The sequence below is a fragment of the Kocuria rhizosphaerae genome, from assembly GCF_044462265.1.
Taxonomy (GTDB): domain Bacteria; phylum Actinomycetota; class Actinomycetes; order Actinomycetales; family Micrococcaceae; genus Kocuria; species Kocuria rhizosphaerae.
Window position 1 is genome coordinate 25,764 of the sequence record NZ_JBISWL010000115.1, and the last position, 23,759, is coordinate 49,522.

The window sequence follows — 23,759 nt, forward strand, 5'->3', positions numbered from 1 at the left end:
GTGACCTCCCGCCCCGGGGCGTGGCCCGCCCGGCGACCCGGCGCTCGTCGACCCGCCCAGGCAGGTCCTCGCGGCGTCCTGGCGTACCCATTGGGTAACAGAAGCAATCGCCAGTGGGCACCGGCCGCCCGCGCTCCGTAGGCTGTTCGCTGACGCAACGTCCGGGCCCGTGGACCCCGTGGGCGGTGCGCCGCAGGATCCGGGCCGCGCCCTGCGCGCCCCCCACCGGCTGGAGACCTCATGACCCCCCACCGCGGCCGTGCCCTCGCGGGCGCCCTGGCCGCACTGCTCGTCCTGGCCCCCGTCGGCGTCGCCGCGGCCCAGCCGGACGACTCGCCCGACGCCCGGCCCGCCGTGCCGGCCCCCGCCCGGAGCGCGGGCGGGGACACCGCGGACACCGTCGCGGAGACCGTCGCGGAGGTCTCCCCGGAGGCGCCCGCCCCGGCCGGCGGGCCCGTCACCGACCGGATCATCGTGAAGTTCGCCGAGGGCGCCGAGCCCGGCGCCCAAGCCCGTGAACAGGTCTACGACGCGGCCGCGGAGCGAGCCGCGGACCGCCCCGGAGGGCGGGGTCCGGGGCTCCCGGGCACGGCGGCCGCCGTCCCGGACCTCCAGGAACTCAGGCCGACCGTGGACTCGGCCCGGGTCGTGACGGCAGGGCAGGTCCTCGACGCGGGGCGGCTCGACGCCCTCGTGGCAGAGCTCGAGGAGGACCCCGCCGTCGAGTACGCCGAGCCGGACCACCTCGTGCGGATCGCCTCCGTCCCGGACGACCCCTACTTCCCGACGGCGCAGTGGAGCCTCCACCGCACGGCGGCCGGGCTCGGTCTGCCGGACGTGTGGGGGTCGGCGACCGGCCGGGGCCAGACCATCGCGGTGGTCGACACGGGCATCACCCGCCACCCGGACCTGGACGCGAACGTGCTGCCCGGCTACGACTTCGTCTCGCTGCACGGCGGCGTCGTGCAGTCCGGGCACTCCCGGGACGGCGACGGCTGGGACCCCGACCCCCGGGACGAGGGCGACTACGGCGGGGCCGGCGAGTGCGCGTCCGGAGGCACGGCCGTCCGCTCCTCGTGGCACGGCACCCACACGGCCGGCATCGCCGCGGCGCGGGCCAACAACCGGACCGGCGTGGCCGGCGTCGCCTACGACGCCAAGATCCTGCCGGTGCGCGCGATCGGGGCCTGCGGCGAGGGCTACCTCTCGGACATCGCGGTGGCGACCGCCTGGGCGGTGGGCGCGGACGTCCCGCCGACCGCGCGGAACCGGAACCCGGCGACCGTGGTGAACCTGAGTCTGGGCTTCGTCTCCAGCGTGTGCCCGGCGGTCCTGCAGGACGCGGTCGACAGCGCGACCGCCCGCGGGGCCGTTGTGGTGGCGGCGGCGGGCAACCGCAACCACGACGCCGTCCAGGAGTCGCCGGCCAACTGCCGGGGCGTGATCTCGGTGGCCTCGTCCACCGCCTCGGGTTCCCGGGCGCCCTATTCCAACTGGGGCCGGGTCACGCTGGCCGCGCCCGGCGGGGACGGCCCGGCGCAGATCCTCTCGACCGCCAACAACGGCGTGACCACCCCCGGCACCGGCGGCTACGCCAACAAGTTCGGGACGTCCATGGCCAGCCCGGCCGTCGCGGGGGTCGTGGCCCTGGTCCGCGAGACCGATCCCTCGCTGACGCCGGCGCAGGTCCGGAACCTTCTGGTCGCCACGGCCCGCCCCCTGCCCGGCGGGTGTCCGGGCGGTTGCGGCGCCGGCCTGGTGAACCCGCAGGAGGCCGTCTCCCGGGTGGCCGTGCAGGGCGGCTACCCCACGAAGGGCGCCATCGGCGCGCTCTACGAGCGGATCAGGGTCGCCACGGGCGCCCCGCGGTCCCCGGAGGTCTGCGGTCTCCCGCAGGGCGGCTGCTTCCAGCACTTCGCCCGCGGCGCGATCTACTGGAGCCCCGCCACGGGCGCCCAGTGGGTGCACGGCGCCGTCCAGGGAGCCTGGAACCGGGGAGGGGACGTCCGTGGTCCCCTCGGCTACCCCCGCACCGGCGAGCAGGACAACGGCGCCGGGGGAGTCCACCAGCTCTTCCGCCACGGCCGGATCGTCTGGAGCCCAGCGACCGGGGCGGCGGCGCTGTACGGTGCGATCGGGGCGCGCCACGCGTCCACGGGCGGCGAGCGCGGCGTGCTCGGTCACCCTCTGGGCGACGAGCGTGCCGGATCCACCGGCGTCGCCCACCAGTCCTTCCAGCACGGCCGGATCCTGTGGTCCGCGGCCACCGGCGCCCACTCGCTGCACGGAGCCATCGGTCGTGCGCACGCGGGCCTCGGCGGCGAGAGCGGCCGGCTCGGACTGCCGGTGTCCCAGGAGTACGCGGTCGGGGACTCCGTGGTCCAGCGCTTCCAGGGCGGCGCGATCGCCTACCGGGCCGGCGGCACCTCGGTCAGCTACCGCTGACCCCGCCCGTCCGCGCGCACGCCCCGGTCCCCGGACCCGCCCCGTGCCGGGCCCGCCCGGTTCCGCGCCGCCGCGCCCACTGCTCCCGCCGTCAGGGCGCCCGCGGTGCCGGCGGCCAGGTCCCCCAGCGTGTCCCGGTACCCCACCTGCACGCGCGGGTCCACGGTCGCGTTGCCCACGAACTCCGCGTACTCCCAGAGCAGCGCCAGCGCGGCGCCCAGGGCGCAGACCACGAGCACGTGGGACACCGCCCGTGCGGCGGAGAGCCCGCCCCACCGCTCCAGGGCCCGGAAGCCGAGCTCCGCCAGCACCGCCGTCGCCGCGAAGTGCACCACCAGGTCCCACCAGGTCAGCCGCTCGTAGAGCAGGAGCACCGAGCTCCAGGCGGCGAGCAGCAGCACCAGGTCGGTGCCGAGCTCGAGGGCCGCGGGCGGCCGCGCCCGCCACGCGACCGTCACGCCGAGGCAGACCAGCATCATCACCGCCGCCCCGGCGGCGTCGTAGACGAGGGCGGTGAGCAGCACGGACAGCGGCCCCGCCCACCGGACCGCGAGGAGGAGAGCCGTCACGGCCGGTCCGCGCGGTGGCCGAGACGTGCGTGCCACCGCTCCCACGGCCGCTCCTCGGCCCAGTTCACCCGCAGGGTCCGGAGCGCCCGGGCCAGCCGGCGCACGGCGGGCCGCCCGGGGCGCAGCGCCCGGGCGGACATGCCCACCGAGAGCCCGGGACGGAAGCGGATCCGGCGACCCGGGGCGAGGCGGAAGCTCAGGTCGAAGTCGTCGTGCAGCTCGGGATCGTCCCGGTGCACCCCGTCCCGCACCTCGAGCCACCAGGAGCGGCGCATCGCCATGTTGGTGCCGAACAGGGGAGGGTGGGCCAGGGCGGCGGCGGTGGTGGCGACGTACAGGCCCACGTAGAGCAGGGACAGCGCCGGGCCCAGCGCCGGCGGCAGTCCGCTGAAGCGACCGGGCCCGGACACGGCCACGACGTCAGGCCGGTCCCCCAGCGCCGCGAGCAGGGCCGCGATCCACTCGGGGGCCGGCACGGTGTCGGCGTCGCAGCGCACGACCACGTCGCCGCGGGCCGCGTCGTACCCGGTGGCCGCCGCCGGCGGGATCCCGGGCCGCGGCTCGTGCACCACGCGCGCCCCCGCGGCCCGGGCCACCTCCGCGGTGCGGTCGCGCGAGGCGTTGTCCACGACGACGACCTCGTCCGGCGGGCGGGTCTGCGCGGCGAGCAGGCGCAGGCACCGGGCGAGGTGCACGGCGTCGTCGCGCGCCGGGACGACCACGGAGACGGTGGGGTCCCCGGGGCGGCGGGAGGGGAGGGCGCGCGGTCCGTTCATGGGCCCATTCTCCCGCGCCCTGCGCCTAGAATCGCCACATGCAGGCCGAGCAGGGCAGGACCCGGGCGCCCGGCGCCACCGTGCCCGGACCGCCGCGCGCCGCGGAGGAGGGCGTCCACCGTGACCGGCGCGGGTTCGACGTCCTGTTCCTCCTGCAGCTCTTCAGCACCGAGGCGGAGCGCTACGCGGACCAGGTCCGGCGCCGCTTCGGACTGGCCCACAAGGACGTCCACGCCCTCAACGAGGTCATGCAGGCCAACCGGGCGGGACGGCCGGTCCGGGCGGGGGACGTCGCCCGCCGGCTCGTGCTGAGCGGCTCGGCCACGACCAGCGTGATCAAGCGTCTCGTCACCGCCGGACACCTGGTGCGCTCCGTGGACCCCCACGACCGGCGGGAGGTCAGTCTCCGCGCCACCGAGCACGCCTACCGCTCCGGACGGCAGATGTTCGCCGCCCTCACCGAGGAGGTCCTGGGGGTGCTCGACGACTGCACGGACGAGGAGATCGAGGTGCTGCGCCGCCGCCTGCCCGAGCTCACCGAGGCCGTCCGTCGTGCCGGGCGCCGCGCCGCGGAGGAGTACGCGGAGGAGAACGCGGAGGAGAACGCGGAGAAGAACGCGGAGAAGAACGCGGAGAAGAACGACGCACGCGACGGGGCCGGAAAGGGCAGGGCCGGCGAGGGCGGGGCCGGGCGGGACGGGGCCGGCGAGGACGGAGCCGCGGAGGACCACGCCGACGGGGCCGGGACGGGGCGCGAAGCCTCCGGGGCGGACGCCGACGCCGGCCCGGGTGCGGCATCCCCGGATCCGCACGCCGGAGCGACCAACTGATTCGATTTTCGAAAGACTGTGGTGGAATGGGGGCATGGTGACCGTCTTCTCGCGCGCATCGGCGATCCCCGGCGCCCGCCCGGACTCGGGGGCGCGGACCGCTCCGGCCGGCGGCGGGGACTCGGCCCTGGACGGCTTCCTGGCCGAGGCCACGGACCGGGCGCGGGCCCTGGCCCCCGGCTACGCCCGGCTCTGGGGCGAGGTGGCCCGGCTCAGTGCCGGGGGCAAGCGGATCCGTCCCCGGCTCGTGCGGATGGCCGCCGCCTCCTATCCGGCCCGGGAGCCCGACCCCGTCGTGGACGCCGTGGGCGCCGCCTTCGAGCTGCTGCACACGGCGCTGATCGTCCACGACGACGTCATCGACCAGGACGAGCAGCGCCGGCACCAGCCGACCGTCAACGCCGCCGCGGCCTCCCGCGCGTCCGCGGCCGGGGCCGCCCCGGACCGGGCGCGCCAGTACGGGGTCGGCGTGGGAGTCATCGCGGGGGACCTCGCCCTCGCCGGGGCCTACCGGCTCGTGGCCCGCTCGGGGGCCTCGCCCGAACGGCTCCCGGAACTGCTCGAGCTGATCGACGAGGCGCTCTTCTGCTCGGCCGCGGGCGAGCTGCTCGACGTCGACCACGCCCTGCCCGGCGCGCGGCCGGCGCGGGACCAGGTGCTCACGGCCACGTGCCTGAAGACCGCGGTGTACTCCTTCCAGACCCCGCTCCAGGCCGGCGGCGTGCTCGGGGGAGCCCCTGCCGAGCACGTGGCCGTCCTCGGCCGGCTGGGCCGCACCGTGGGCACGGCCTACCAGCTCGTGGACGACCTGCTCGGTGTCTTCGGGGACCCGGAGGCCACCGGCAAGTCCGTGGTCAGCGATCTGCGGGAGGGCAAGCGCACGATGCTCGTGGCCGCGGCGCAGCGCACGCCCGCGGGCGCGGAGCTGGACGCGCTCCTCGAGGGGTCCGGCGGACAGGTGGACGCGGAGCAGGCCCGGCGGGCGCGGGAGCTGCTCGAGCGGTGCGGGGCGCGGCAGGAGGTCGAGGACATGGTCGCCGGGTGCGCCGCCGAGGCGCGGGCGCTGCTCGACGACGCCCGCCTGCCCCCGGCCCTCGAGCAGGACCTGCGCCGCATCGTGGGCGGGGCCACGGAGCGCATCCGGTGAGCGCCCGCGAGCACGCCGGGTCGCCGGCCGAGGCCGCCGCCAGGTACGACGACGCCGCCCGGCATGCCGCCGCGACCGTGATCCGCCGCTACTCGACGTCCTTCGGCCTCGCCTGCCGGCTGCTGGGCCCGGAGGTCCGCCCGCACGTCTACGCCGTCTACGCCCTCGTGCGCATCGCCGACGAGATCGTCGACGGCGCCAGCGCCGGAGCCGGCGTCCCCGCCGAGGGTGCCCGCGAGCTGCTCGACGACCTCGAGGCCGAGACCTACGCCGCGATCGACCGCGGGTTCAGCAGCAACCTCGTGGTGCACGCCTTCGCCCGCACGGCCCGCCTGGCCGGGATCGGCGCGGAGCTGGTCCGCCCGTTCTTCGCGTCGATGCGCGCGGACCTGGCCGAGCACCGGCACAGCGCCGACTCCCTCGACGCGTACGTGTACGGCTCCGCCGAGGTCGTGGGGCTGATGTGCCTGCGGGTCTTCCTCGCGGGCCACCCCGTGGACGACCGGCGGCGGGCGGGGCTGGAGGCGGGGGCGCGCCGGCTGGGCGCGGCCTTCCAGAAGGTCAACTTCCTGCGCGACCTCGCCCAGGACTTCGGCGAGCTCGGCCGCGTGTACTTCCCGGGGGTGGAGCCGCACGAGTTCTCCGAGGCCGACAAGCGCCGGCTCCTGGACGACATCGACGCCGACCTCGCGGCCGCCCGCGCGGTGGTCGGCGAGCTCCCGGTCTCCTCCCGGGCCGCGGTGCTGACGGCGCACGACCTGTTCCGGGAGCTGGCCGCGCGGATCCGCGCCACTCCCGCCCGGCAGCTGCTGGACTCCCGTGTGCGCGTCCCGAACCCGCGCAAGGCCGCCCTGGCGGCGGCCGCCGTCGCGAGGGCGCGCCCCCGCCGCCGGGCCGCGGCACCGGGGGAGCGGCGGGCCGCGGCGCCCCGGGGACGGCGTGCCGTCGTGGTCGGCGCCGGCATCGCCGGGCTCGCCGCCGCCGGTCTGCTCGCGCGGGACGGCTGGGACGTCGAGGTGCTCGAACGGGGGGCGACCACGGGCGGGCGCGCGGGGCTGCTCGAGCGGGACGGCTTCCGCTTCGACACCGGGCCGTCCTGGTACCTGATGCCCGAGGTCTTCGACCACTTCTTCCGGCTCATGGGCTCCAGCGCGGCCCGGGAGCTGGAGCTGGTTCCGCTGGACCCGGCCTACCGGGTGTGGGGCGAGAACTACCCGGAGCCCCTCGACATCCGCTCCGACCTCGAGCACACCGTGGCGCTGTTCGAGTCCGTGGAACCGGGCGCCGGCGCGCGCATCCGCGCCTACCTGGCCTCGGCCGAGCGGACCTACGCCCTCGCCGTGGACCACTTCCTGTACACGTCCTACACGTCGTTCGCCCCGCTGCTCACCCGCGCCGTCGTGCGGGGCCTGCCCGGTCTCGTCCGGCACCTCACGGGCTCCCTGCACGGGTTCGCGGCACGGACCGTGCAGGACACGCGGCTGCGGCAGGTGCTCGGCTACCCGGCCGTCTTCCTCGCCTCGGCCCCGCGGATGACGCCCTCGCTCTACCACCTGATGAGCCACATGGACCTCGCGGACTCCGTGCAGTACCCCCGGGGCGGCTTCCACCGGATCGTCGAGGCCGCCGAGCGGCTCGCCGTCGCGCACGGGGCGCGGATCCGCACGGAGGCCGACGTCGTGCGGATCACCACGTCGCGGGCCTCCGCCGGGCCGGCCCGGGCCACCGGCGTCGTGTGGCGGGACGGGGAGGGCGCGGAGCACGAGCTCGCCGCCGACGTCGTCGTCTCGGCCGCCGACCTGCACCACACCGAGACCCGGCTGCTCCCGCCCGCCCTGCAGACCTACCCGCAGCGCTGGTGGGACCGTCGCCAGAGCGGCCCCGGCGCCGTCCTCGTGATGCTCGGCGTGCGGGGCGCCCTGCCGGAGCTGCCGCACCACAGCCTGTTCTTCACCGAGGACTGGGACGCGAACTTCCGGGCGATCTTCGTGGAGCCCACGAGCGTGCCCGACCCCGCGTCCGTGTACGTGTGCAAGCCCTCGGCCACCGACCCGACGGTGGCCCCGGCCGGGCACGAGAACCTCTTCGTGCTCGTCCCCGTGCCCGCCGACCCCGGGCTGGGCGCGGGCGGTCCGGACGGCACCGGGGCCCCGGCGGTCGAGGCCGTCGCGGACCGGGTGCTGGACCAGATCGCCGCGTGGGCCGGGATCCCCGACCTGCGGGAGCGGATCGTGCTGCGCCACACCGTGGGCCCGGAGGACTTCCGGCGGGACCTCAACTCGTGGCGGGGCAACGTGCTCGGCCCCGCCCACGTCCTGCGGCAGTCCGCGTTCTTCCGCGGCTCCACGCGCAGCCGCCGGGTCGCCGGCCTGCACTACTGCGGGGCCTCGACCCTGCCGGGGATCGGCCTGCCGATGTGCCTGATCAGCGCGGAGATCCTGCTCAAGGACCTGCGCGGGGACACCTCCACGGGACCGCTCGCCGAGCCGCCGGTGCCGGGCGCATGAGCTCGCTGTACGGCTTCGCCTACCTGGGCTGCCTGCTCCTGAGCCTCGCCGGGATGGTCGTCCTGGACGTGCGGCGGAAGCTCTTCCTGGCCCACGACCCCCGGCGGGCGGCGCTCGTGCTCGCGGCCGGCCTCGTGTTCTTCCTCGCGTGGGACCTCGCCGGGATCGGCCTGGGGATCTTCCGGCACAGCCCGAGCCGCTTCGCGACCGGCTGGATGGTGGCACCCCAGCTGCCGGTCGAGGAGATCGTGTTCCTCGTCTTCCTCTGCTACCTCACCATGAACCTCGTCCGGCTCGTGGAGCAGTTCACGGCCCGCCGCTCCGCCCCCGCCGCCTCCCGGGGGGCGGGCGCCCCGTGACCTACGCGCTGATCATCCCCGTGTTCCTCGCCCTCGCCGTGGTGCCCGCGACCCTGCTCGTGCGCCGGCCCTCCCCGGCGCCCCCACCGCGCCGGGCCGTGCCGGTCCTCGCGCTGTGCTTCGCGGTCCTGGCCGTGCTCACCGTGGTCTTCGACAGCCTCATGATCGCCGCCGGGCTCTTCGACTACGGGGACGGGCGCATCACGGGGCTGCGGATCGGGCTGGCGCCGGTCGAGGACCTCGCGTACCCGCTCGCGGCCCTGCTCCTCCTCCCGGCCCTGTGGTGGGGGCTCGCCGAGCGCGGGCGGCTGGGCTCCACCGTGCGCACGCTCGTGGCCACGTCCCGGCCCGTCTCCTGGATCAACACCGCCTTCCCGTTCGCGGCCGCCTACGTGCTGACCACCGGCCGGGTGGACCTGTCCCTGGTCGTGGGCACGCTGTTCTTCCTGTTTCCCTACAACCTCCTGATGTACGGGATCAACGACGTCTTCGACTACGAGTCCGACCTCCGCAATCCCCGCAAGGGCGGTGTCGAGGGAGCGCTCGTGGACCGCTCCGAGCACCGGATGATCCTCGTGGGCTCCGTGCTGGTCGCGCTGCCGTTCCTGCTCCACCTGTTCCCGGCCGGCGGGGCCGCGGCGGGAGCCGTGCTCGCCGTCAGCCTGTTCGCGGTGGTGGCCTACAGCCTCCGGGGCCTGCGGTTCAAGGAGGTGCCGTTCCTGGACTCGGCGACCTCGGCGACCCACTTCGTGTCCCCGGCCGTGTACGGGCTCGTGCTCGCCGGGGCAGGCTGGTCCGCGGGCACCGTGGCCCTGTGCGGAGCGTTCTTCCTGTGGTCCATGGCCTCCCAGGCCTTCGGCGCCGTCCAGGACGTGCAGGCGGACCGCGAGGGCGGGCTGCGCTCGATCGCCACGGTCCTGGGCGCCCGCGCCACCGTCCGGGCCGCCGCGGTCCTCTACGCCGTCGCGGGGACGCTGCTGCTCCTGACCCCGTGGCCCGGGCCGCTGGCGTCCTTCCTCGTCCTGCCGTACCTGGCCAACCTCGTGCCGTTCCTCACCATCGACGACGCCGGGTGCGAGCGCGCCAACCGGGGCTGGAAGAGGTTCCTGTGGCTCAACTACGTGACGGGCTTCCTGGTGACCATGCTGCTGATCTGGAGCTGGTCGCTGACCCGCTGAGACCGGCCTCCCGCGCTCCCCGGCGGCGCCGCGGGCCGGAGCCACTCATCAGTTCTGCTGACCGGTAGTCGTCGGAAACTTCCGCTGTTGCTGATGTGTGAGCTGTCTCATACTGGAGGAACCGGCCGGCATGCGACCGGACAGCGTTCTTCCCCGAGGAGCAGCAATCATGACCGTCGACCTTCTCCCGACACCTCGTGCCACGAAGCCCGCGCACCGGAACGCCGCCGTGGACGCCCCGCACCTGCACTGCGTCCACGTGGGCCCGCAGGACGGCTGGGCGCAGGTCGAGTGGGACTGCCCGTACTGCTGCGGTCCCGAGACCGACTGACCGGCGGCCCCCGCGTGCCGCCCGGACGGCGGCCGTGCGCCGTAGGGTGGGCGGGAGCACACCGACCAGGAGGTCCGCGATGGAGCGACGTCTGCCCCGGTGGTCCGAGCTGCGATCGCTCATGCGGTTCGAGCCCCCGACCCTCGACCGCCGTGCCGCACGGCTGTCCAGGGCGGCCGACCTCTGGGACCTCCGGCGGATCGCCCGCCGCCGCACCCCGCGGCCGGCGTTCGACTACACGGACGGCGCGGCCCAGCGCGAGCTGACCCGGGAGCGCTCGCGGCAGGCCTTCGACTCGGTCGAGCTGCTGCCGCGCATCCTGCACGGGATCGCCGCCCCCGACCTGTCCACCACGATCGCCGGCTCCCGCTCCGCCCTGCCGTTCGGGATCGCCCCCACCGGATTCACCCGCTTCATGCACGCCGACGGCGAGACAGGCGGCGTGCGCGCCGCGCAGCGGGCCGGGATCCCGTTCACCCTGTCGACCATGGGCACCCGTTCGATCGAGGAGGTCGCCGCCGCGGGGCCCGGCGCGACGCGGTGGTTCCAGCTGTACCTGTGGAAGGACCGGGCCCGGTCCCGGGACCTGCTCGAGCGCGCGGCGGCCAGCGGCTACGGGACGCTGCTCGTCACCGTGGACACTCCCGTGGCGGGACAGCGGCTCCGGGACGTGCGCAACGGCATGGTCATCCCGCCGAAGCTCACCCTGCGAACGCTGGCCGACGCGTCCCACCGGCCCGAGTGGTGGGTCAACTTCCTCACCACGGACCCCCTGACCTTCGCGTCCCTCTCCGGCACGAGCGCGGACCTGCCGACCATCACCAACGCGATGTTCGACCCGGCGCTGTCCTTCGAGGACCTCGAGTGGATCCGCTCCGAGTGGCCGGGGCAGCTCTTCGTCAAAGGGGTGCTGACCCGGGAGGACGCCAGCCGGTCCCGTGCCGCCGGGGCCGACGGCCTGGTCGTCTCCAACCACGGCGGCCGGCAGCTGGACCGCGCCCCCGCCTCCCTGCACGCCCTGCCCGAGGTGCGGGACGAGGTCGGCGCGGACGTCGAGCTGATCCTCGACTCCGGCGTGATGAGCGGAGCGGACGTCATCACGGCGCTGTGCGCGGGCGCGGACTTCGTGCTGATCGGCCGGGCCTACCTGTACGGGCTGATGGCCGGCGGGCAGGCCGGCGTGGAGCGCGCGATCGAGCTGCTGGCGGAGGAGATCCGGATCAGCATGCAGCTCATGGGCGCCGCGTCGGTCCGCGACCTCGGCCCCGAGCTGCTCGGGACCCGCCACCACCCGGACCTCCGTCGCCGGGCGGCCGTCACGGACCGGCCCGGCTGACCCGCCCCGCCGGCCGGCCCGGCTGACCCGCCCCGCCGGCCGGCCCGGCCTGCCCGCCCGGCGGAGGGGTCGTGCCGCGTCGGTGCGGCGTTCCGGCGTGGCACGACCCCTCGCGGCCGGTGGCGGACTAGAGGTCGGCGAGCACCGACGCGGGGTTCTCGACCGCGTCGGCGACCATGCGCAGGAAGCCGCCGGCCACCCCGCCGTCGCACACGCGGTGGTCGAAGGCCAGCGACAGCTGCGTGACCTTGCGGACGGCCAGCTGCCCGTCGACCACCCACGGGCGGTCGATGATCCGCCCGATGCCCAGGATCGCGACCTCCGGGTGGTTGATGATCGCCGCGGCCCCGTCCGTGCCGAACACCCCGTAGTTGTTGAGGGTGAACGTGGACCCGGTGAGGTCGGCGGGGGAGGCCTTGCCGGCCCGGGCCAGGTCGGCGAGCCGTTTGAGCTCGGCGTCGAGCCGGCGGGCGCTCATGGTGTGGGCGTCGCGGACGTTCGGCACGACGAGCCCGCGGTCCGTCTGCGCCGCGAAGCCGAGGTTCACGCCGGCGAAGCGGACGATCTCCTGGCCGCCGTCCTCCCGGGTCTCGATCCGCGACGCCAGGTCGGGGTAGCGGGCCAGGCCGGCGAGCACGAACCGGGCGATGAGCGCCATGAGCCCCGGCGCCGCGGGATCCTGCGCCTTGAGCTCGGCCCGCAGCTCGACGAGCCGTGTGGCGTCGACGTCGACCCACACCGTGGCCTCGGGGATCTCGGCGCGCGAGCGCGTCATCGCCTGGGCGACGGCCTTGCGGACCCCGGTCACCGGTGTGCGCCCCGCGACGCCCAGCCCGGTCCGCGGATCGGTGGCGGGCAGCTCCGGGGTCGGCGACGCGGCGGCCCCTTCCGCCCGGGACGCCGCGCCGGCCGACGCCCCGGTGGGGGCGGCAGCCGGCGTGCCCGGCCCCGAGGCCGCGGCGAGCACGTCCCGGCGCAGCACGAGCCCGCCGGGCCCGGAACCGCGCACGGTGGAGATGTCGACGCCCCGGTCCTTGGCGAGCTTGCGCACGATCGGGGAGACGACGGTGGGGGCCAGCCGCGGGGACGAGGCCATCGCGTCGTGGGCGGCGGCCCGCTGCGCACCGGCCGTCCCCGTGTCCGCGGGGGCGGCGGGCGTCCGTCGCGGCCTGCGCCGGCGCCCCGCCGTGCCGCCGCCGGGCGTGCCGTAGCCGATGAGCACGCTGCCGGAGCCGGCGTCGTCGTCGGACCCCCCGGAGGAGGTCCCCGCGGTCAGCTCGGGGCCCGAGGACGGGTCGGTCCCGGCCTGCTCCTCCTCGCGGTAGGACTGACCGCCCTTCGGCCCCCCGCCCTCCGGGGCCGGGGTTCCGGCACGGTCTGCGGTGTCCACGGAGATCAGGGGTGCGCCCACGTCGAGGGTCTGCCCGGACGCGCCGTGCAGCTCGTGGACGGTCCCGGCGAAGGGGCAGGGCACCTCCACGGCGGACTTGGCGGTCTCGACCTCCGCGATGGGCTGGTCGACGGCGACGGCGTCGCCCACCCGGACGAGCCAGGTCACGAGCTCGGCCTCGGTCAGGCCCTCGCCGAGGTCGGGGAGGGTGAAGGTCCTCACGGTCATGGTCAGTCCTCCCACTGCAGGTCGTCCACGGCGTCGAGGATGCGGTCGACGCTGGGCAGGTAGTACTCCTCGAGCTTGGGCGCGGGGTACGGGATGTCGAAGCCGGTCACCCGGCGCACCGGTGCGGCCAGGGAGTGGAAGCAGCGCTCCTGCACCCGGGCCACGATCTCCGAGGCCACGGACGCGAAGCCGGGGGCCTCGGCCACGACCACCACGCGGCCGGTCTTCCGCACCGACCCGGCGACCGTTTCGTCGTCGAAGGGCACGAGGGTGCGCAGGTCCACGACCTCCAGCGAGCGGCCCTCCGCCGCCGCGGCGGCGGCAGCGGCCAGGGCGGTGGGCACGGAGGGCCCGTAGGTCAGGATCGTCACGTCGTCCCCGGGTCGGGCGACGACGGCGCGGCCCTCCCGGCGCCCGTGCGTACCCTGCTCGTAGCGGTCCCGGAGCTCGGCCAGGTCGGCCGGGGCCTTGGACCAGTAGAGCTTCTTGGGCTCGAAGAACACCACGGGGTCCTCCGAGTCGACCGCCTCGCGGAGCATGAGGTAGGCGTCCTCCACGGTGGCCGGGGTGAAGACCTTCAGGCCGGGGGTGTGGGCGTAGTAGGCCTCCGAGGAGTCGCAGTGGTGCTCCACGCCGCCGATCCCGCCGGCGTACGGGATGCGGATGACGATGGGCAGGGTCACGGCACCGCGGGTGCGGTTGTGCATCTTCGCGATGTGCGAGGCGATCTGCTCGAACGCCGGATAGGCGAAGGCGTCGAACTGCATCTCGATCACCGGGCGCATCCGGTTCATGGCCATGCCCACGGCCATGCCGGCGATCCCGGACTCGGCCAGCGGGGTGTCGAAGCAGCGGGTGCGGCCGAAGCGCTCGGTGAGCCCGTCGGTGATCCGGAAGACGCCGCCGAGGGTGCCGACGTCCTCGCCGAAGACGACGACGTCGGGGTCGGCGGCCATCGCGTCGGCCAGGGCGGTGTTGAGGGCCTGGGCCAGGGTCACCGGCTTCGCGGCCGGGGCGCCGGCGGGCGGGGCGGGGGCTTCGAGGGTGCTCACTTCTCGGTCTCCTCTCGGGCGAGCTCGTCGGCCAGGAAGCGCTCCTGCTCGGCGAGCTGCGGGGTCTGCTCGGCGTGGACGTGGCGGAAGAGCTCGAGCGGGTCGATCCGCACCTCGGCGTTCATCCCGTCCCGCAGGGTCGTGGCGACCTCCTCGGCGCGCGCGGCGATGCGCCGCTCCGCGTCGTCCTCGAGCACGCCCTGCGCGTCCAGGTAGGCGCGCATCCGAGTGACCGGGTCCTTCGCGATCCACTCCTGCACCTCGGCGTCGTCCCGGTAGCGCGTGGCGTCGTCGGCGTTGGTGTGGGCCTGCATGCGGTAGGTGTGGGCCTCCACGAGGAGGGGCTCGGACTCGGAGCGGGCGAGGTCGACCGCCCGGCGCAGGGCCGCGAGCAGGGCCACGAGGTCGTTGCCGTCCACGCGCTCGCCCGCCATGCCGTAGCCGACGGCCTTGTGGGCCAGCGTCGGGGCCGCGGACTGCTGGGCCAGCGGCACGGAGATCGCGTAGCCGTTGTTCTGCACGAAGAACACCACCGGCAGCTTGAACACCGCCGCGAAGTTGAGGGCCTCGTGGAAGTCGCCCTCGCTGGTCGCGCCGTCCCCGCACATCGCCAGGACCACGGTGTCCTCACCGCGCAGCTTGGCGGCATGGGCCACCCCGACCGCGTGCAGCAGCTGCGTGGTCAGGGGCGTGGACTGGATGCCCACGTGGCGCTCGTGGGGGTCGTAGCCGCTGTGCCACTCGCCGCGGAAGATCGCCATGGCCTGCAGGGGGTCCACCCCCCGCGTCATGACCGCCACGGTGTCCCGGTAGGTCGGGAACAGCCAGTCGCCCTCGTGCAGGCACAGGGCCGCGGCGACCTGGCAGGCCTCCTGGCCGTGGCTGGACGGGTAGACCGCCATCCGGCCCTGGCGCACCAGTGCGGAGTTCTGGTCGTTGACCCGGCGGCCGACCACGAGCCTCTCGTAGGCCTCCAGCAGCACGTCCTCGGGCGGCAGCGGGTACTCGTGGCCGGGCTCGGTGCCCTGCTCGGCGGGAGGCAGGAGGCGTCCGGACGGGTCGACCATCCGGATCTCGCCGCGGGCCGGGAGCATGTACTGCTCCGGTGTGATCCCGAAGCGCTGGGAGGCCCGGAGGATGGGGTCCCCGGGGGTCTCGACGGTCTGGCTCATGGTGTCCCCTCGGTCGGTCCCGCCCGGGTCCCGGAGCCGGGACGGCAGGAGGGCGGGTTCTGCTCTGTCCGCCAAGTATGGGAACAGGAACGCCTTCGTATCCAGGGCACGGCAGAAGTGCAGAAAAGTGGAGTCATGGACGCAATTGCGGTGGACGAAATGCTCTAGTGTGGCCTGGAGCACATGCGTTCGTCCGTTCCGGTCGGGACGCAGGTCCGGACCGCACCCGAAGGAGCTCCCCGTGCCCTCCACGCCCGTCCCGCTGGACGAGACCGACCGCAGGATCCTCTCCGAGCTCACCCGGGACGCCCGCCAGTCGGTGACCGCGATCGCCGCGGCGGTGCACGTCTCGCGGGCGCACGCCTACGCCCGCATCAACCGGCTCCGGGACGAGGGCGTCATCCTGCGCTACAGCGCGGTGGTCGACCCGGTGCGCGCGGGGCTGCAGGCCTCCGCCTACGTGACGCTCAAGCTCCAGCAGAACACCTGGCGGGACCTCTGTGCGCAGCTGCAGGCCATTCCGGCGGTGCACCACATCGCCCTGGTCGGCGGCACCTTCGACGTGATGCTCCTCGTGCGGGCGGTGGACACCGTCCACCTGCGCCAGGTGATCTTCGAGCACATCCAGCAGCTGCCCGGCGTCGTGGACACCCAGACGTTCCTGGTCTTCGAGGACGTCGACACGAGCGCGTCGTACTCGGGGGCGTCGTACTCGGGCGGATGACGTCATGATCCGTCACGGGCGTCATCTTGCGTCGCGGTGGGACACCCGGGAGCGGCGCGCTTACTGTTGATCCAGCTTCACGAGACGTGACCGCCAAGCTCCGACTTGGTCACGCACCAACCCCATGCTCAGTGGGTGGTTCGGATGAGGAAGCGGCCTGCATCCTCCGCGGCGAGCCCGCCGCGGCCGACCGGTGCGGGTAAGAGCAAGCAGCAGGAGCATCGCCTTGTCCCTCCCCGTGACCCAGCACGACGTGGCCGACCACGACCTCGCCACCCGCCAGATCCACGCGGGCACCCAGGACGTCGTCACGCAGCGCACCCTGACGGTGCCGATCTACCAGTCCGCGGCGTACGAGTTCCCCGACTACGAGGCCGCGAAGCACATGTTCGCGCAGACGCGGCCCGGCTTCACCTACACCCGCACGGGCAACCCGACCGTCAGCGTGCTCGAGCAGCGCATCGCCGATCTCGAGGGCGGCACGGGCGCGGTGGCCACCGGCTCCGGGCAGTCGGCCGTCGCCGTCGCGCTGCTGGCCCTGCTCGGCCAGGGCGAGGACAAGCACCTCGTGGCCTCCGAGAAGCTCTACGGCGGCACCGTGGACCTGCTCACCGACTCGTTCGCCGACCTCGGCGTCGAGGTGGACTTCGTGGACCCGACCACCCCGGGCGAGTGGGCCGCGGCGGTCCGCCCGGACACCCGGGCGTTCCTGCTCGAGTCCATCGGCAACCCGCTGGCCACCCTCCCGGACCTGCCCGGGATCGCCGACGTCGCCCGGGCCGCCCGGGTGCCCGTCGTCGTCGACAACACGGTCGCGTCCCCGGCCCTGTACCGCCCGTTCGAGAAGGGCGCGGACATCGTCGTGCACTCGGCCACCAAGTTCCTGGGCGGCCACGGCAACTCCCTCGCCGGCGCCGTGGTGGACGGGGGGACGTTCGACTGGAGCGCGCAGCCCGGGAAGTGGCCCCAGTTCACCGTGGCCCGCGCCCGGTGGGGCGGCCGGAGCCTCGTGGACCGCTGCGCCGGCGCGAGCCCCTACCTGCACCTGGTCCGCGCGAAGTACGTCCACGACCTCGGGACCACGCTGTCCCCGTTCAACGCGAGCCAGATCATCCAGGGCATCGAGACCCTGGACCTGCGCGTGGCCCGCCACACCGCCTCCGGACTCGCGGTCGCCGAGTTCCTGGCCGGCCACCCCGCCGTCGCCCGGGTGCACCACCCGGGAGTGCCCGGTGACCCCGGCGCCGGGATCGCGGCCCGCGACTTCCCGCGCGGCACCGGGTCCGTGTTCTCCTTCGACCTCGCCGCCCCCGACGACGCCGTGGGGCCGTTCATCGACAGCCTCCGGCTGTTCAAGCTGGTCGCCAACATCGGCGACACCCGCAGCCTCGTCGTCCACCCGGCGGCCATGACGCACTGCCGGCTGACGCCCGAGCAGCGGATCGCCGGCGGGATCGCCGAGACCACGATCCGGCTCTCGATCGGCCTCGAGTCCCCCGAGGACCTCGTGGCAGACCTCCGCCAAGCCCTCGACCGCGTCCTCGAGACCACCTCGACCCCCGGGAAGTGAGCCGCGACATGACCTCCACCGCACCGCACCGCGTCCGCACGCGCGGTTTCACGACGACCGCCGTCCACGCCGGTCAGGCGCCGGACCCCCTGACCGGGGCAGTGATCCCGCCCATCTACCAGACCTCCACGTTCGCCCAGGACGGGATCAACGTCCTGCGCGCCGGGCACGAGTACTCCCGCGGCTCGAACCCCACCCGCGGCGGCTTCGAGGAGCAGCTCGCCGCGCTCGAGCACGGTGAACGGGCGTTCGCCTTCGCTTCCGGGATCGCTGCGGAGGACGCCCTGCTGCGGGCCGTGCTCAGACCGGGGGAGCACGTCGTGCTCGGCGCCGACGGCTACGGCGGCACGAACCGGCTGATCACCAAGGTCCTCGCCCCGTGGGACGTGGCCTCCACGCCCGTGGACATCACCGACCTCGACGCCGTGGCCGCCGCCCTCCGCCCGGGCGCCACCCGCGTGCTGTGGCTCGAGACGCCGTCCAACCCCCTGCTCGGCATCGCCGACGTCGCGGCGTGGGCGCAGCTCGCCCACGACGCCGGGGCGCTGCTGGTCGTCGACAACACCTTCGCCTCCCCGTACCTGCAGAACCCGCTGCTGCTCGGCGCGGACGCCGTGGTGCACTCCACCACGAAGTACATCGGCGGGCACTCCGACGTCCTCGGCGGCGCCGTGGTCGTGGGCGCGGCCGAGTGGCGCGGAGCGCCGCTGGCCGAGACGGTCGCGTTCCAGCAGTTCGCGGCCGGGGCCGTGGCCGGTCCCCAGGACAGCTACCTCGCGGCCCGCGGGCTGAAGACCCTGAGCCTGCGGATGGAACGGCACCAGGAGAGCGCGCAGCGGATCGCGGAGTGGCTGCTCGGCCGCCCCGAGGTCACCCAGGTCCTCTACCCGGGGCTGCCGGAGCACCCGGGCCACGACCTGGCCGCCGCGCAGATGCGCGGGTTCGGCGGCATGGTCTCCTTCCGCCTCGCCGGGGGAGAGGCGGCGGCCCGTGCCGCGGCGGAGGGCACGCGGCTCTACGCGCTGTCCGTGAGCCTGGGAGGGGTCGAGTCCCTCGTCTGCTACCCGTCCGAGATGACGCACGCCACCGTCCGGGGCACCGCGCTGGCCGTCCCCGTGGACCTGGTGCGGCTCTCCGTGGGGATCGAGGACGTCGAGGACCAGCTGGAGGACCTCGAGCGGGCGCTGACCGCCTGATCGGCCGGTCCTGCCCGGCGGTCCCCGGCGCCGCCGGCTCGGCGTCCGGGCGCCACGGGGTCAACGGGGTCAACGGGGTCAACGGGCACAGCGTCGCCCGGACCCATGCCGTGGTCGAGGTGCCGGGCCTCGGTCCTGTCGCGGCCGGGGCGGAACCGTTCCACTGGGGAGACGCCCCGAACGGCGACCCCTGCATTCCTCGGACCACCGAGGAGGCCCGATGACCGAAGACGAGGCCGAGGGTCTCGAGCTGCGGCTGGAGCGCGTCCTGGACGCCCCCCGCTCGGTGGTGTGGCGCTGCTGGACGGATCCCGCACTGCTGGAGCAGTGGTTCGGCCCCCGGTCCTGGACGACCGAGGTGAAGACCCTGGAGCCGCGTCCCGGGGGAACGTCCCACATCGTCATGCGCGGGCCGGGCGGCGAGCTGTCCGACGGCGTCGCGGTGTTCCTGGACGCCGTTCCGCAGCGGCGGCTGGTGTTCACCAACGCCTTCGCCCCGGGCTGGATCCCCGCCGGCCGGCCCGCGGTCGTGCCGTTCATGACGACGGTCGTCGACCTGTCCGACGCGGACGGCCGGACCCGCCACGTCGTGCGCGCCCTCCACTGGACCGAGGAGGACAGGGACCGGCATGCGGAGATGGGCTTCCACGACGGCTGGGCACAGGCGACGGACCGGCTCCAGGACCTCGTCCGGACGCTCGGACACGGCCCCGCGGACGACCGGATCCGGCACCTGGGGGACATCGACGGCGACACGTCCTAGTCTGAGGCCCATGGACCCCAGCATCCCTGCCGACGACGCCACCGCCCCGCTCGAGCTCCCCGGGCCCGTGGTGAGCACGGGGTGGCTGGCCGAGCACCGCGACGACCCCCGGCTGGTGCTCGTGGATGCCAGCTCTGTCATGAACCGCGCCGACGAGGCCGTCCCCGGCGCCCTGCTCCTGGACCTCGACGGTCCCTTCTCGGACCCGTCCTCGGAGCTGCCGCACACGATGCCCTCCGCCGAGCGGCTGACCGCGGCGGCCCGGTCGCTGGGCATCCGCCGGAGCAGCACGGTCGTCGCCTACGACGGTCAGGGCCTCTTCGCCGCCCCCCGGGTCTGGTGGATGCTCCGCAGCGCGGGCTTCGGGCGCGTCGCCGTCCTCGACGGCGGCCTGCCCGCCTGGGTCGCCGAGGGCCGACCCACCGGGGCGCACGCCGCGCCCCCGGCCGAGCCCGGCGACGTCGAGCTGGTGCCCCGTGCGGGGTTCTTCGTGGGGGCCGACGACGTCGCCCGTGCCCTGGCCGCCCCCGACGCGACCGTCCTCGACGCCCGTTCGGCGGGACGGTTCGCGGGCACGGAGCCGGAGCCGCGGCCGGGCCTGCGCCCCGGGCACATGCCGGGAGCGGTCAACCTCCCGTACACCGAGCTCCAGGGGCCGGACGGGCACCTGCTGCCGCTCCCGCGGCTGAGGGAGCGGATCGACGCCGTCGTCCCCGAGGGCCACGGCGTGGTCACCAGCTGCGGCTCGGGCATCACCGCGTGCGTGCTCGCCCTGGGCGCCCACCTGGCCGGGCGCGAGGACGTCGCCGTCTACGACGGCTCCTGGAGCGAGTGGGGCCGCCCCGGCCCCCGGCCGGTGGCGGGTCCGGGCTGAGTCAGTCGCGGGACGCGTCCTCCGCCGGGGCCCCGTGCCCGGATGCTCCCTTCGCGGCAGACCGCTGCCCGAGGACGTCCCCCTCGGCACCGCCGTCCAGGGCGTGGGCCGCGGCCAGGATGTTGCGGGCCATGGACGGGAAGATCAGCCCGTGGAAGGGCCAGACGCCCCACCAGTAGAGCCGGCCGGGCAGGCCCTTCGGGAAGAAGATCGCGCGCTGCCGGTACCGGCTGCCGGTGCCCTCGGGCTCCACGGACAGCTCCAGCCACGCACGACCGGGGGCCTTCATCTCCGCGTGCAGGAGCAGCCGGCGTCCCTCCTCCAGGTCCTCGACGCGCCACCAGTCCACGTACTCTCCCACCCGGAGGTCCGTGTGGTCGCGGCGCCCCCGGTTCAGACCGGCGCCGCCCACCAGCTTGTCCACCGCGCCGCGGACCCGCCAGGCCAGGGGCAGGGAGTACCAGCCGTTGCGCCCGCCGATGGACTCGACGACCCGCCACACCTGCTCCGGCCGGGCGGGACCGGTGCGGCTGCGCTCGTCCACGAAGACCGTCCGGCCCGCCCAGTCCGGGTCCGAGGGCAAGGGGTCGGCGGCGGCCTCGGCCGAGCCGTAGTGGACGTCCCACGTGGTCTCCACGCTGTTGTCCTCGATCTTCTGCAGGGCCAGCGCCACGGCGCGGCGGTAGCCGGTGAGGCCCCCCGGCGGCAGGGGGACGAGGTCGTCGATGTCGTGCTCCTTCGCCACGGCGTCGTGCTGCAGGGACTGGACGAGCGGCACGGCAAGGTCCAGGGGGATGGGCGTCACCAGGCCCACCCAGAACCCGGACAGGCGCGGAAGGGGCAGCGGCAGGTGGAACACCCGGCGCCGTCGCAGCCCGGCCACGCGGGCGTAGCGGCGCATGGCGTCCGCGTAGGTCATGACGTCCCGGGAGCCGATGTCGAAGGTCCGGTTCAGGTCCTCGGGCAGGTCCATCGCGCGGACCAGGTAGTACAGGACGTCCCGCACGGCGATGGGCTCGATGCTGTTGGTCACCCATGACGGCGCCGGCATCACGGGCAGGGTGTCGCCGAGGTGGCGGATCATCTCGAAGGACGCCGAGCCCGAGCCGATGACCACACCGGCCTGGAGGACGACCGCCGGAACCGTGCCGGCCAGGAAGATCTCGCCGACCCGGACCCGCGAGCGCATGTGCTGGGAGAGTTCCACGCCCTCCGGGTGCAGCCCGGAGAGGTAGACGATCCGTCGCACCCCGGCCTGCTCGGCGGCCCGCGCCACGGTCCGGGCCATCTCGGCCTCCTGCTCCTCGAAGTGCCGGGAGCCGCCCATGGAGTGCACCAGGTAGTACACGGTGTGCACGTCCCGGCACGCGGCGGTCATGCCCGCGAGGTCGTTGAGATCCGTCTCGTGGATCTCCACCTGCTCCCGCCACGGCACGGACCGGAGCTTGCCCGGGGACCGGACGGCGACGCGGACCCGGTGGCCGGCCTCGAGCACGCGCGGCACCAGGCGCCCTCCGACGTAGCCGGTGGCACCGGTGATGAGGACGCGCTGGGGAGAGCTCATGGCCTGCCTTTCGTGCGGGTCCGGTGAGCCTACCAACGACGCCCGGCACCACCCGGCGCCGCCCCGCGCCGCCGCTCCACCGGTTCGAGCGGTCGTACGGCTGATGCCGCCCTCCGCAGCGGAGGACGGCATCAGCCGGGCCGACCCCCGGAGGGGAGCGGGAGGGGGCGGGTCAGGGCAGGGCCAGGCGGAAGATCTTCGCCCAGGAGGAGCCGACCTGCTTCGGCAGCGGCCCGGTGGTGTAGGACAGCCCGTACCGCTCGCAGATCTCCCGGACCTTCACGGCGACCTCCGCGTAGCGGTTCGAGGGCAGGTCCGGGAAGAGGTGGTGCTCGATCTGGAAGGAGAGGTTGCCGGTCATCAGGTGCATCAGTTTGGACCCGGAGATGTTGGCGGAGCCGAGCATCTGCCGCACGTACCAGTCGCCGCGGGTCTCGTCCTCGATCTGCTCCTCGGTGAAGGTGTCCACGCCCTCGGGGAAGTGGCCGCAGAAGATCACGGCGTGCGCCCAGACGTTGCGGGCGGCGTTGGCGGCGAGGGTCCCTGTCAGGGCCTGCTTGGCGGACCCGGTCAGTGCCGCGGCAGCAGGTGTGGCCACGTAGTCCTTGGCGGCCTGCTTCGCGAACTTCGCCCCGAGGGCCTTCAGGGACCGCCTGAGCTCGGACTTGGGCTTGCGCCCCTCGCGGACCTCGTCCAGCTCGAGGTCGTAGATCGCGATCCCCCACTCGAAGACGGGGGCGAGCAGCGCGTTGTACAGCGGGTTGCCCAGGTTCCACCACTTCCAGGGCTGCTCCTCGTCCACGCGGAAGATGTTGTACCCGACGTCGCGGTCCTTGCCCAGGACGTTGGTCCAGGTGTGGTGCAGGTCGTTGTGGGTGTGCTGCCACGCCTTGGACGGGGTCACGAAGTCCCACTCCCAGGTGGTGGAGTGGATGTCGGGGTCGCGCATCCAGTCCCACTGGCCGTGCAGCACGTTGTGGCCGATCTCCATGTTCTCCAGGATCTTGGCGACGGTCAGCATGCCGGTGCCGGCGATCCAGGCGGGTTTGTGCTTGGCGAACAGCAGCGTGGCGCGCCCGGCGAGCTCGAGCGAGCGCTGGACGCCGATGACCCGGCGGATGTAGGCCGCGTCCGCGGCCCCGCGGGTGGCGATCACGGACTCGCGCAGGGCGTCGAGCTCACGGCCGAGCTCCTCGATCTGCTCGTCGGTGAGGTGGGCGGCGGCGGACGGCTTGGTGGTGCGGGTGCCTCCACCGGAGTCGAGCAGGAAGGGGGTGACGATGGTCATGGCGCGCTCCTTCGGGAACGGGTCTGGGGAAGGGGGACGAGAAGAGGACGACGAGGTGAACGACGGGTCAGGCGTCGAGGCTCACGGGCCCGGCGGCCGTGGAGACGCACGTCTGCACGAGGTGCCCGGGCTCGCCGTGGACCTCGCCGGTGCGGGTGTCCCGGACCTGGCCGGAGAGCAGCGGGGTCACGCACGCGTGACAGATCCCCATCCGGCAGCCGCTGCGCATCATGAGACCCGCGTCCTCGCCGGCGGCCAGCAGGGTCGTGGCGCCGTCGGAGTCGACCTCCGCGTCGGACTTCTCGTACGTCACGCGACCGCCCGCACCGCCGGTTCCGGGCGCGACGGGCGCTGCGAAGCGCTCGACGCGCAGCTGCCCCTCCTCCCGCTGCCAGAGGGACTCGGCGGCGTCGAGGAAGTCGGCGGGCCCGCACGCGTAGGCCGCCCGGTCCCGCCAGTC

General features: G+C 74.7%; 21 protein-coding genes and 1 riboswitch. Of the genes, 13 read left to right on the top strand and 8 right to left on the bottom strand.

Translation table 11 applies throughout. The annotated features are described in order from the left end of the window. Positions 1 to 240 precede the first annotated feature (240 nt). Positions 241 to 2,445 carry a S8 family serine peptidase gene (locus ACH9EU_RS13695; protein WP_396414468.1) on the top strand — a complete coding sequence of 735 codons (2,205 nt, stop codon included), beginning with the start codon at positions 241 to 243 and terminating at the stop codon, positions 2,443 to 2,445. Here the strand turns inward: ACH9EU_RS13695 and ACH9EU_RS13700 are convergent. Continuing rightward, the gene (locus ACH9EU_RS13700) at positions 2,436 to 3,014 is read right to left on the bottom strand and encodes a hypothetical protein (protein ID WP_396414469.1); all 579 of its coding nucleotides are present in this window, start codon (positions 3,012 to 3,014) and stop codon (positions 2,436 to 2,438) included. The genes ACH9EU_RS13695 and ACH9EU_RS13700 overlap by 10 nt on opposite strands. Next, positions 3,011 to 3,790, bottom strand: a complete 780-nt coding sequence (locus ACH9EU_RS13705) for a glycosyltransferase (protein ID WP_396414470.1) — start codon at positions 3,788 to 3,790, stop codon at positions 3,011 to 3,013. Before ACH9EU_RS13705 ends, ACH9EU_RS13700 begins: the two co-directional genes overlap by 4 nt. A gap of 38 nt (positions 3,791 to 3,828) precedes the next feature. Between ACH9EU_RS13705 and ACH9EU_RS13710 the strand changes: the two genes are divergently transcribed. The 7 genes from ACH9EU_RS13710 to ACH9EU_RS13740 all read left to right on the top strand — a co-directional run bounded on the left by ACH9EU_RS13710 (position 3,829) and on the right by ACH9EU_RS13740 (position 11,478). Further along, positions 3,829 to 4,620 (top strand): winged helix DNA-binding protein, encoded by a 792-nt coding sequence (locus ACH9EU_RS13710; protein WP_396414471.1) that lies wholly within the window; start codon positions 3,829 to 3,831, stop codon positions 4,618 to 4,620. Positions 4,621 to 4,654: 34 nt separating this feature from the next. Beyond that, positions 4,655 to 5,767: a polyprenyl synthetase family protein gene (locus ACH9EU_RS13715; protein ID WP_396414472.1), complete on the top strand. Its 1,113-nt coding sequence runs from the start codon at positions 4,655 to 4,657 to the stop codon at positions 5,765 to 5,767. Next, positions 5,764 to 8,274 (top strand): phytoene desaturase family protein, encoded by a 2,511-nt coding sequence (crtI, locus tag ACH9EU_RS13720; RefSeq protein ID WP_396414473.1) that lies wholly within the window; start codon positions 5,764 to 5,766, stop codon positions 8,272 to 8,274. The genes ACH9EU_RS13715 and crtI overlap by 4 nt, the downstream gene beginning before the upstream one ends. Beyond that, complete coding sequence (locus tag ACH9EU_RS13725) at positions 8,271 to 8,633, top strand: lycopene cyclase domain-containing protein (protein ID WP_396414474.1); 363 nt, start codon at positions 8,271 to 8,273, stop codon at positions 8,631 to 8,633. The genes crtI and ACH9EU_RS13725 overlap by 4 nt, the downstream gene beginning before the upstream one ends. Next, on the top strand, positions 8,630 to 9,811 hold the full coding sequence (locus ACH9EU_RS13730) for a prenyltransferase (RefSeq protein WP_396414475.1): 1,182 nt from the start codon (positions 8,630 to 8,632) through the stop codon (positions 9,809 to 9,811). Before ACH9EU_RS13725 ends, ACH9EU_RS13730 begins: the two co-directional genes overlap by 4 nt. 169 nt (positions 9,812 to 9,980) lie before the next feature. After that, positions 9,981 to 10,142: a hypothetical protein gene (locus tag ACH9EU_RS13735; RefSeq protein WP_396414476.1), complete on the top strand. Its 162-nt coding sequence runs from the start codon at positions 9,981 to 9,983 to the stop codon at positions 10,140 to 10,142. A 79-nt stretch (positions 10,143 to 10,221) separates the two neighbouring features. Next, positions 10,222 to 11,478: an alpha-hydroxy-acid oxidizing protein gene (locus ACH9EU_RS13740; RefSeq protein ID WP_396414477.1), complete on the top strand. Its 1,257-nt coding sequence runs from the start codon at positions 10,222 to 10,224 to the stop codon at positions 11,476 to 11,478. Between the two features lie 127 nt (positions 11,479 to 11,605). Here the strand turns inward: ACH9EU_RS13740 and ACH9EU_RS13745 are convergent, their stop codons facing one another. Genes ACH9EU_RS13745 through ACH9EU_RS13755 form a run of 3 tightly spaced genes read right to left on the bottom strand, consistent with a single transcriptional unit; the run spans position 11,606 to position 15,320 of the window. Then, entirely contained in the window at positions 11,606 to 13,096 is a 1,491-nt protein-coding gene (locus ACH9EU_RS13745; RefSeq protein WP_396414478.1) for a 2-oxo acid dehydrogenase subunit E2, read from the bottom strand. Positions 13,097 to 13,098: 2 nt separating this feature from the next. After that, positions 13,099 to 14,148, bottom strand: a complete 1,050-nt coding sequence (locus ACH9EU_RS13750) for a transketolase C-terminal domain-containing protein (RefSeq protein ID WP_396414479.1) — start codon at positions 14,146 to 14,148, stop codon at positions 13,099 to 13,101. Further along, a complete protein-coding gene (locus tag ACH9EU_RS13755; protein ID WP_396414480.1) occupies positions 14,145 to 15,320 on the bottom strand; it encodes a thiamine pyrophosphate-dependent dehydrogenase E1 component subunit alpha in 1,176 nt (391 codons plus the stop codon). The genes ACH9EU_RS13750 and ACH9EU_RS13755 overlap by 4 nt, the downstream gene beginning before the upstream one ends. 241 nt (positions 15,321 to 15,561) lie before the next feature. On the opposite strand from ACH9EU_RS13755, the gene ACH9EU_RS13760 reads away from it, so the two are divergent. From ACH9EU_RS13760 to ACH9EU_RS13780, 5 genes are all read left to right on the top strand, one after another. Further along, on the top strand, positions 15,562 to 16,044 hold the full coding sequence (locus ACH9EU_RS13760) for an AsnC family transcriptional regulator (protein ID WP_396414481.1): 483 nt from the start codon (positions 15,562 to 15,564) through the stop codon (positions 16,042 to 16,044). Between the two features lie 75 nt (positions 16,045 to 16,119). After that, positions 16,120 to 16,256: riboswitch (SAM riboswitch) on the top strand. Positions 16,257 to 16,270: 14 nt separating this feature from the next. Continuing rightward, a complete protein-coding gene (locus ACH9EU_RS13765) occupies positions 16,271 to 17,614 on the top strand; it encodes a PLP-dependent transferase (protein ID WP_396414482.1) in 1,344 nt (447 codons plus the stop codon). 8 nt (positions 17,615 to 17,622) lie between these two features. Then, the gene (locus tag ACH9EU_RS13770; protein ID WP_396414483.1) at positions 17,623 to 18,810 is read left to right on the top strand and encodes a cystathionine gamma-synthase; all 1,188 of its coding nucleotides are present in this window, start codon (positions 17,623 to 17,625) and stop codon (positions 18,808 to 18,810) included. Positions 18,811 to 19,030: 220 nt separating this feature from the next. Continuing rightward, the gene (locus ACH9EU_RS13775; protein WP_396414484.1) at positions 19,031 to 19,573 is read left to right on the top strand and encodes an SRPBCC family protein; all 543 of its coding nucleotides are present in this window, start codon (positions 19,031 to 19,033) and stop codon (positions 19,571 to 19,573) included. A 10-nt stretch (positions 19,574 to 19,583) separates the two neighbouring features. After that, positions 19,584 to 20,447 (top strand): rhodanese-like domain-containing protein, encoded by an 864-nt coding sequence (locus ACH9EU_RS13780; RefSeq protein WP_396414485.1) that lies wholly within the window; start codon positions 19,584 to 19,586, stop codon positions 20,445 to 20,447. 1 nt (position 20,448) lies between these two features. Here the strand turns inward: ACH9EU_RS13780 and ACH9EU_RS13785 are convergent, their stop codons facing one another. From ACH9EU_RS13785 to ACH9EU_RS13795, 3 genes are all read right to left on the bottom strand, one after another. Next, the gene (locus ACH9EU_RS13785; protein WP_396414486.1) at positions 20,449 to 22,011 is read right to left on the bottom strand and encodes a DUF2867 domain-containing protein; all 1,563 of its coding nucleotides are present in this window, start codon (positions 22,009 to 22,011) and stop codon (positions 20,449 to 20,451) included. 172 nt (positions 22,012 to 22,183) lie between these two features. After that, on the bottom strand, positions 22,184 to 23,299 hold the full coding sequence (locus tag ACH9EU_RS13790; RefSeq protein ID WP_396414487.1) for a fatty acid desaturase: 1,116 nt from the start codon (positions 23,297 to 23,299) through the stop codon (positions 22,184 to 22,186). A gap of 67 nt (positions 23,300 to 23,366) precedes the next feature. Then, the coding region (locus ACH9EU_RS13795) for a 2Fe-2S iron-sulfur cluster-binding protein (protein WP_396414488.1) at positions 23,367 to 23,759 on the bottom strand (393 nt) is incomplete at its 5' end.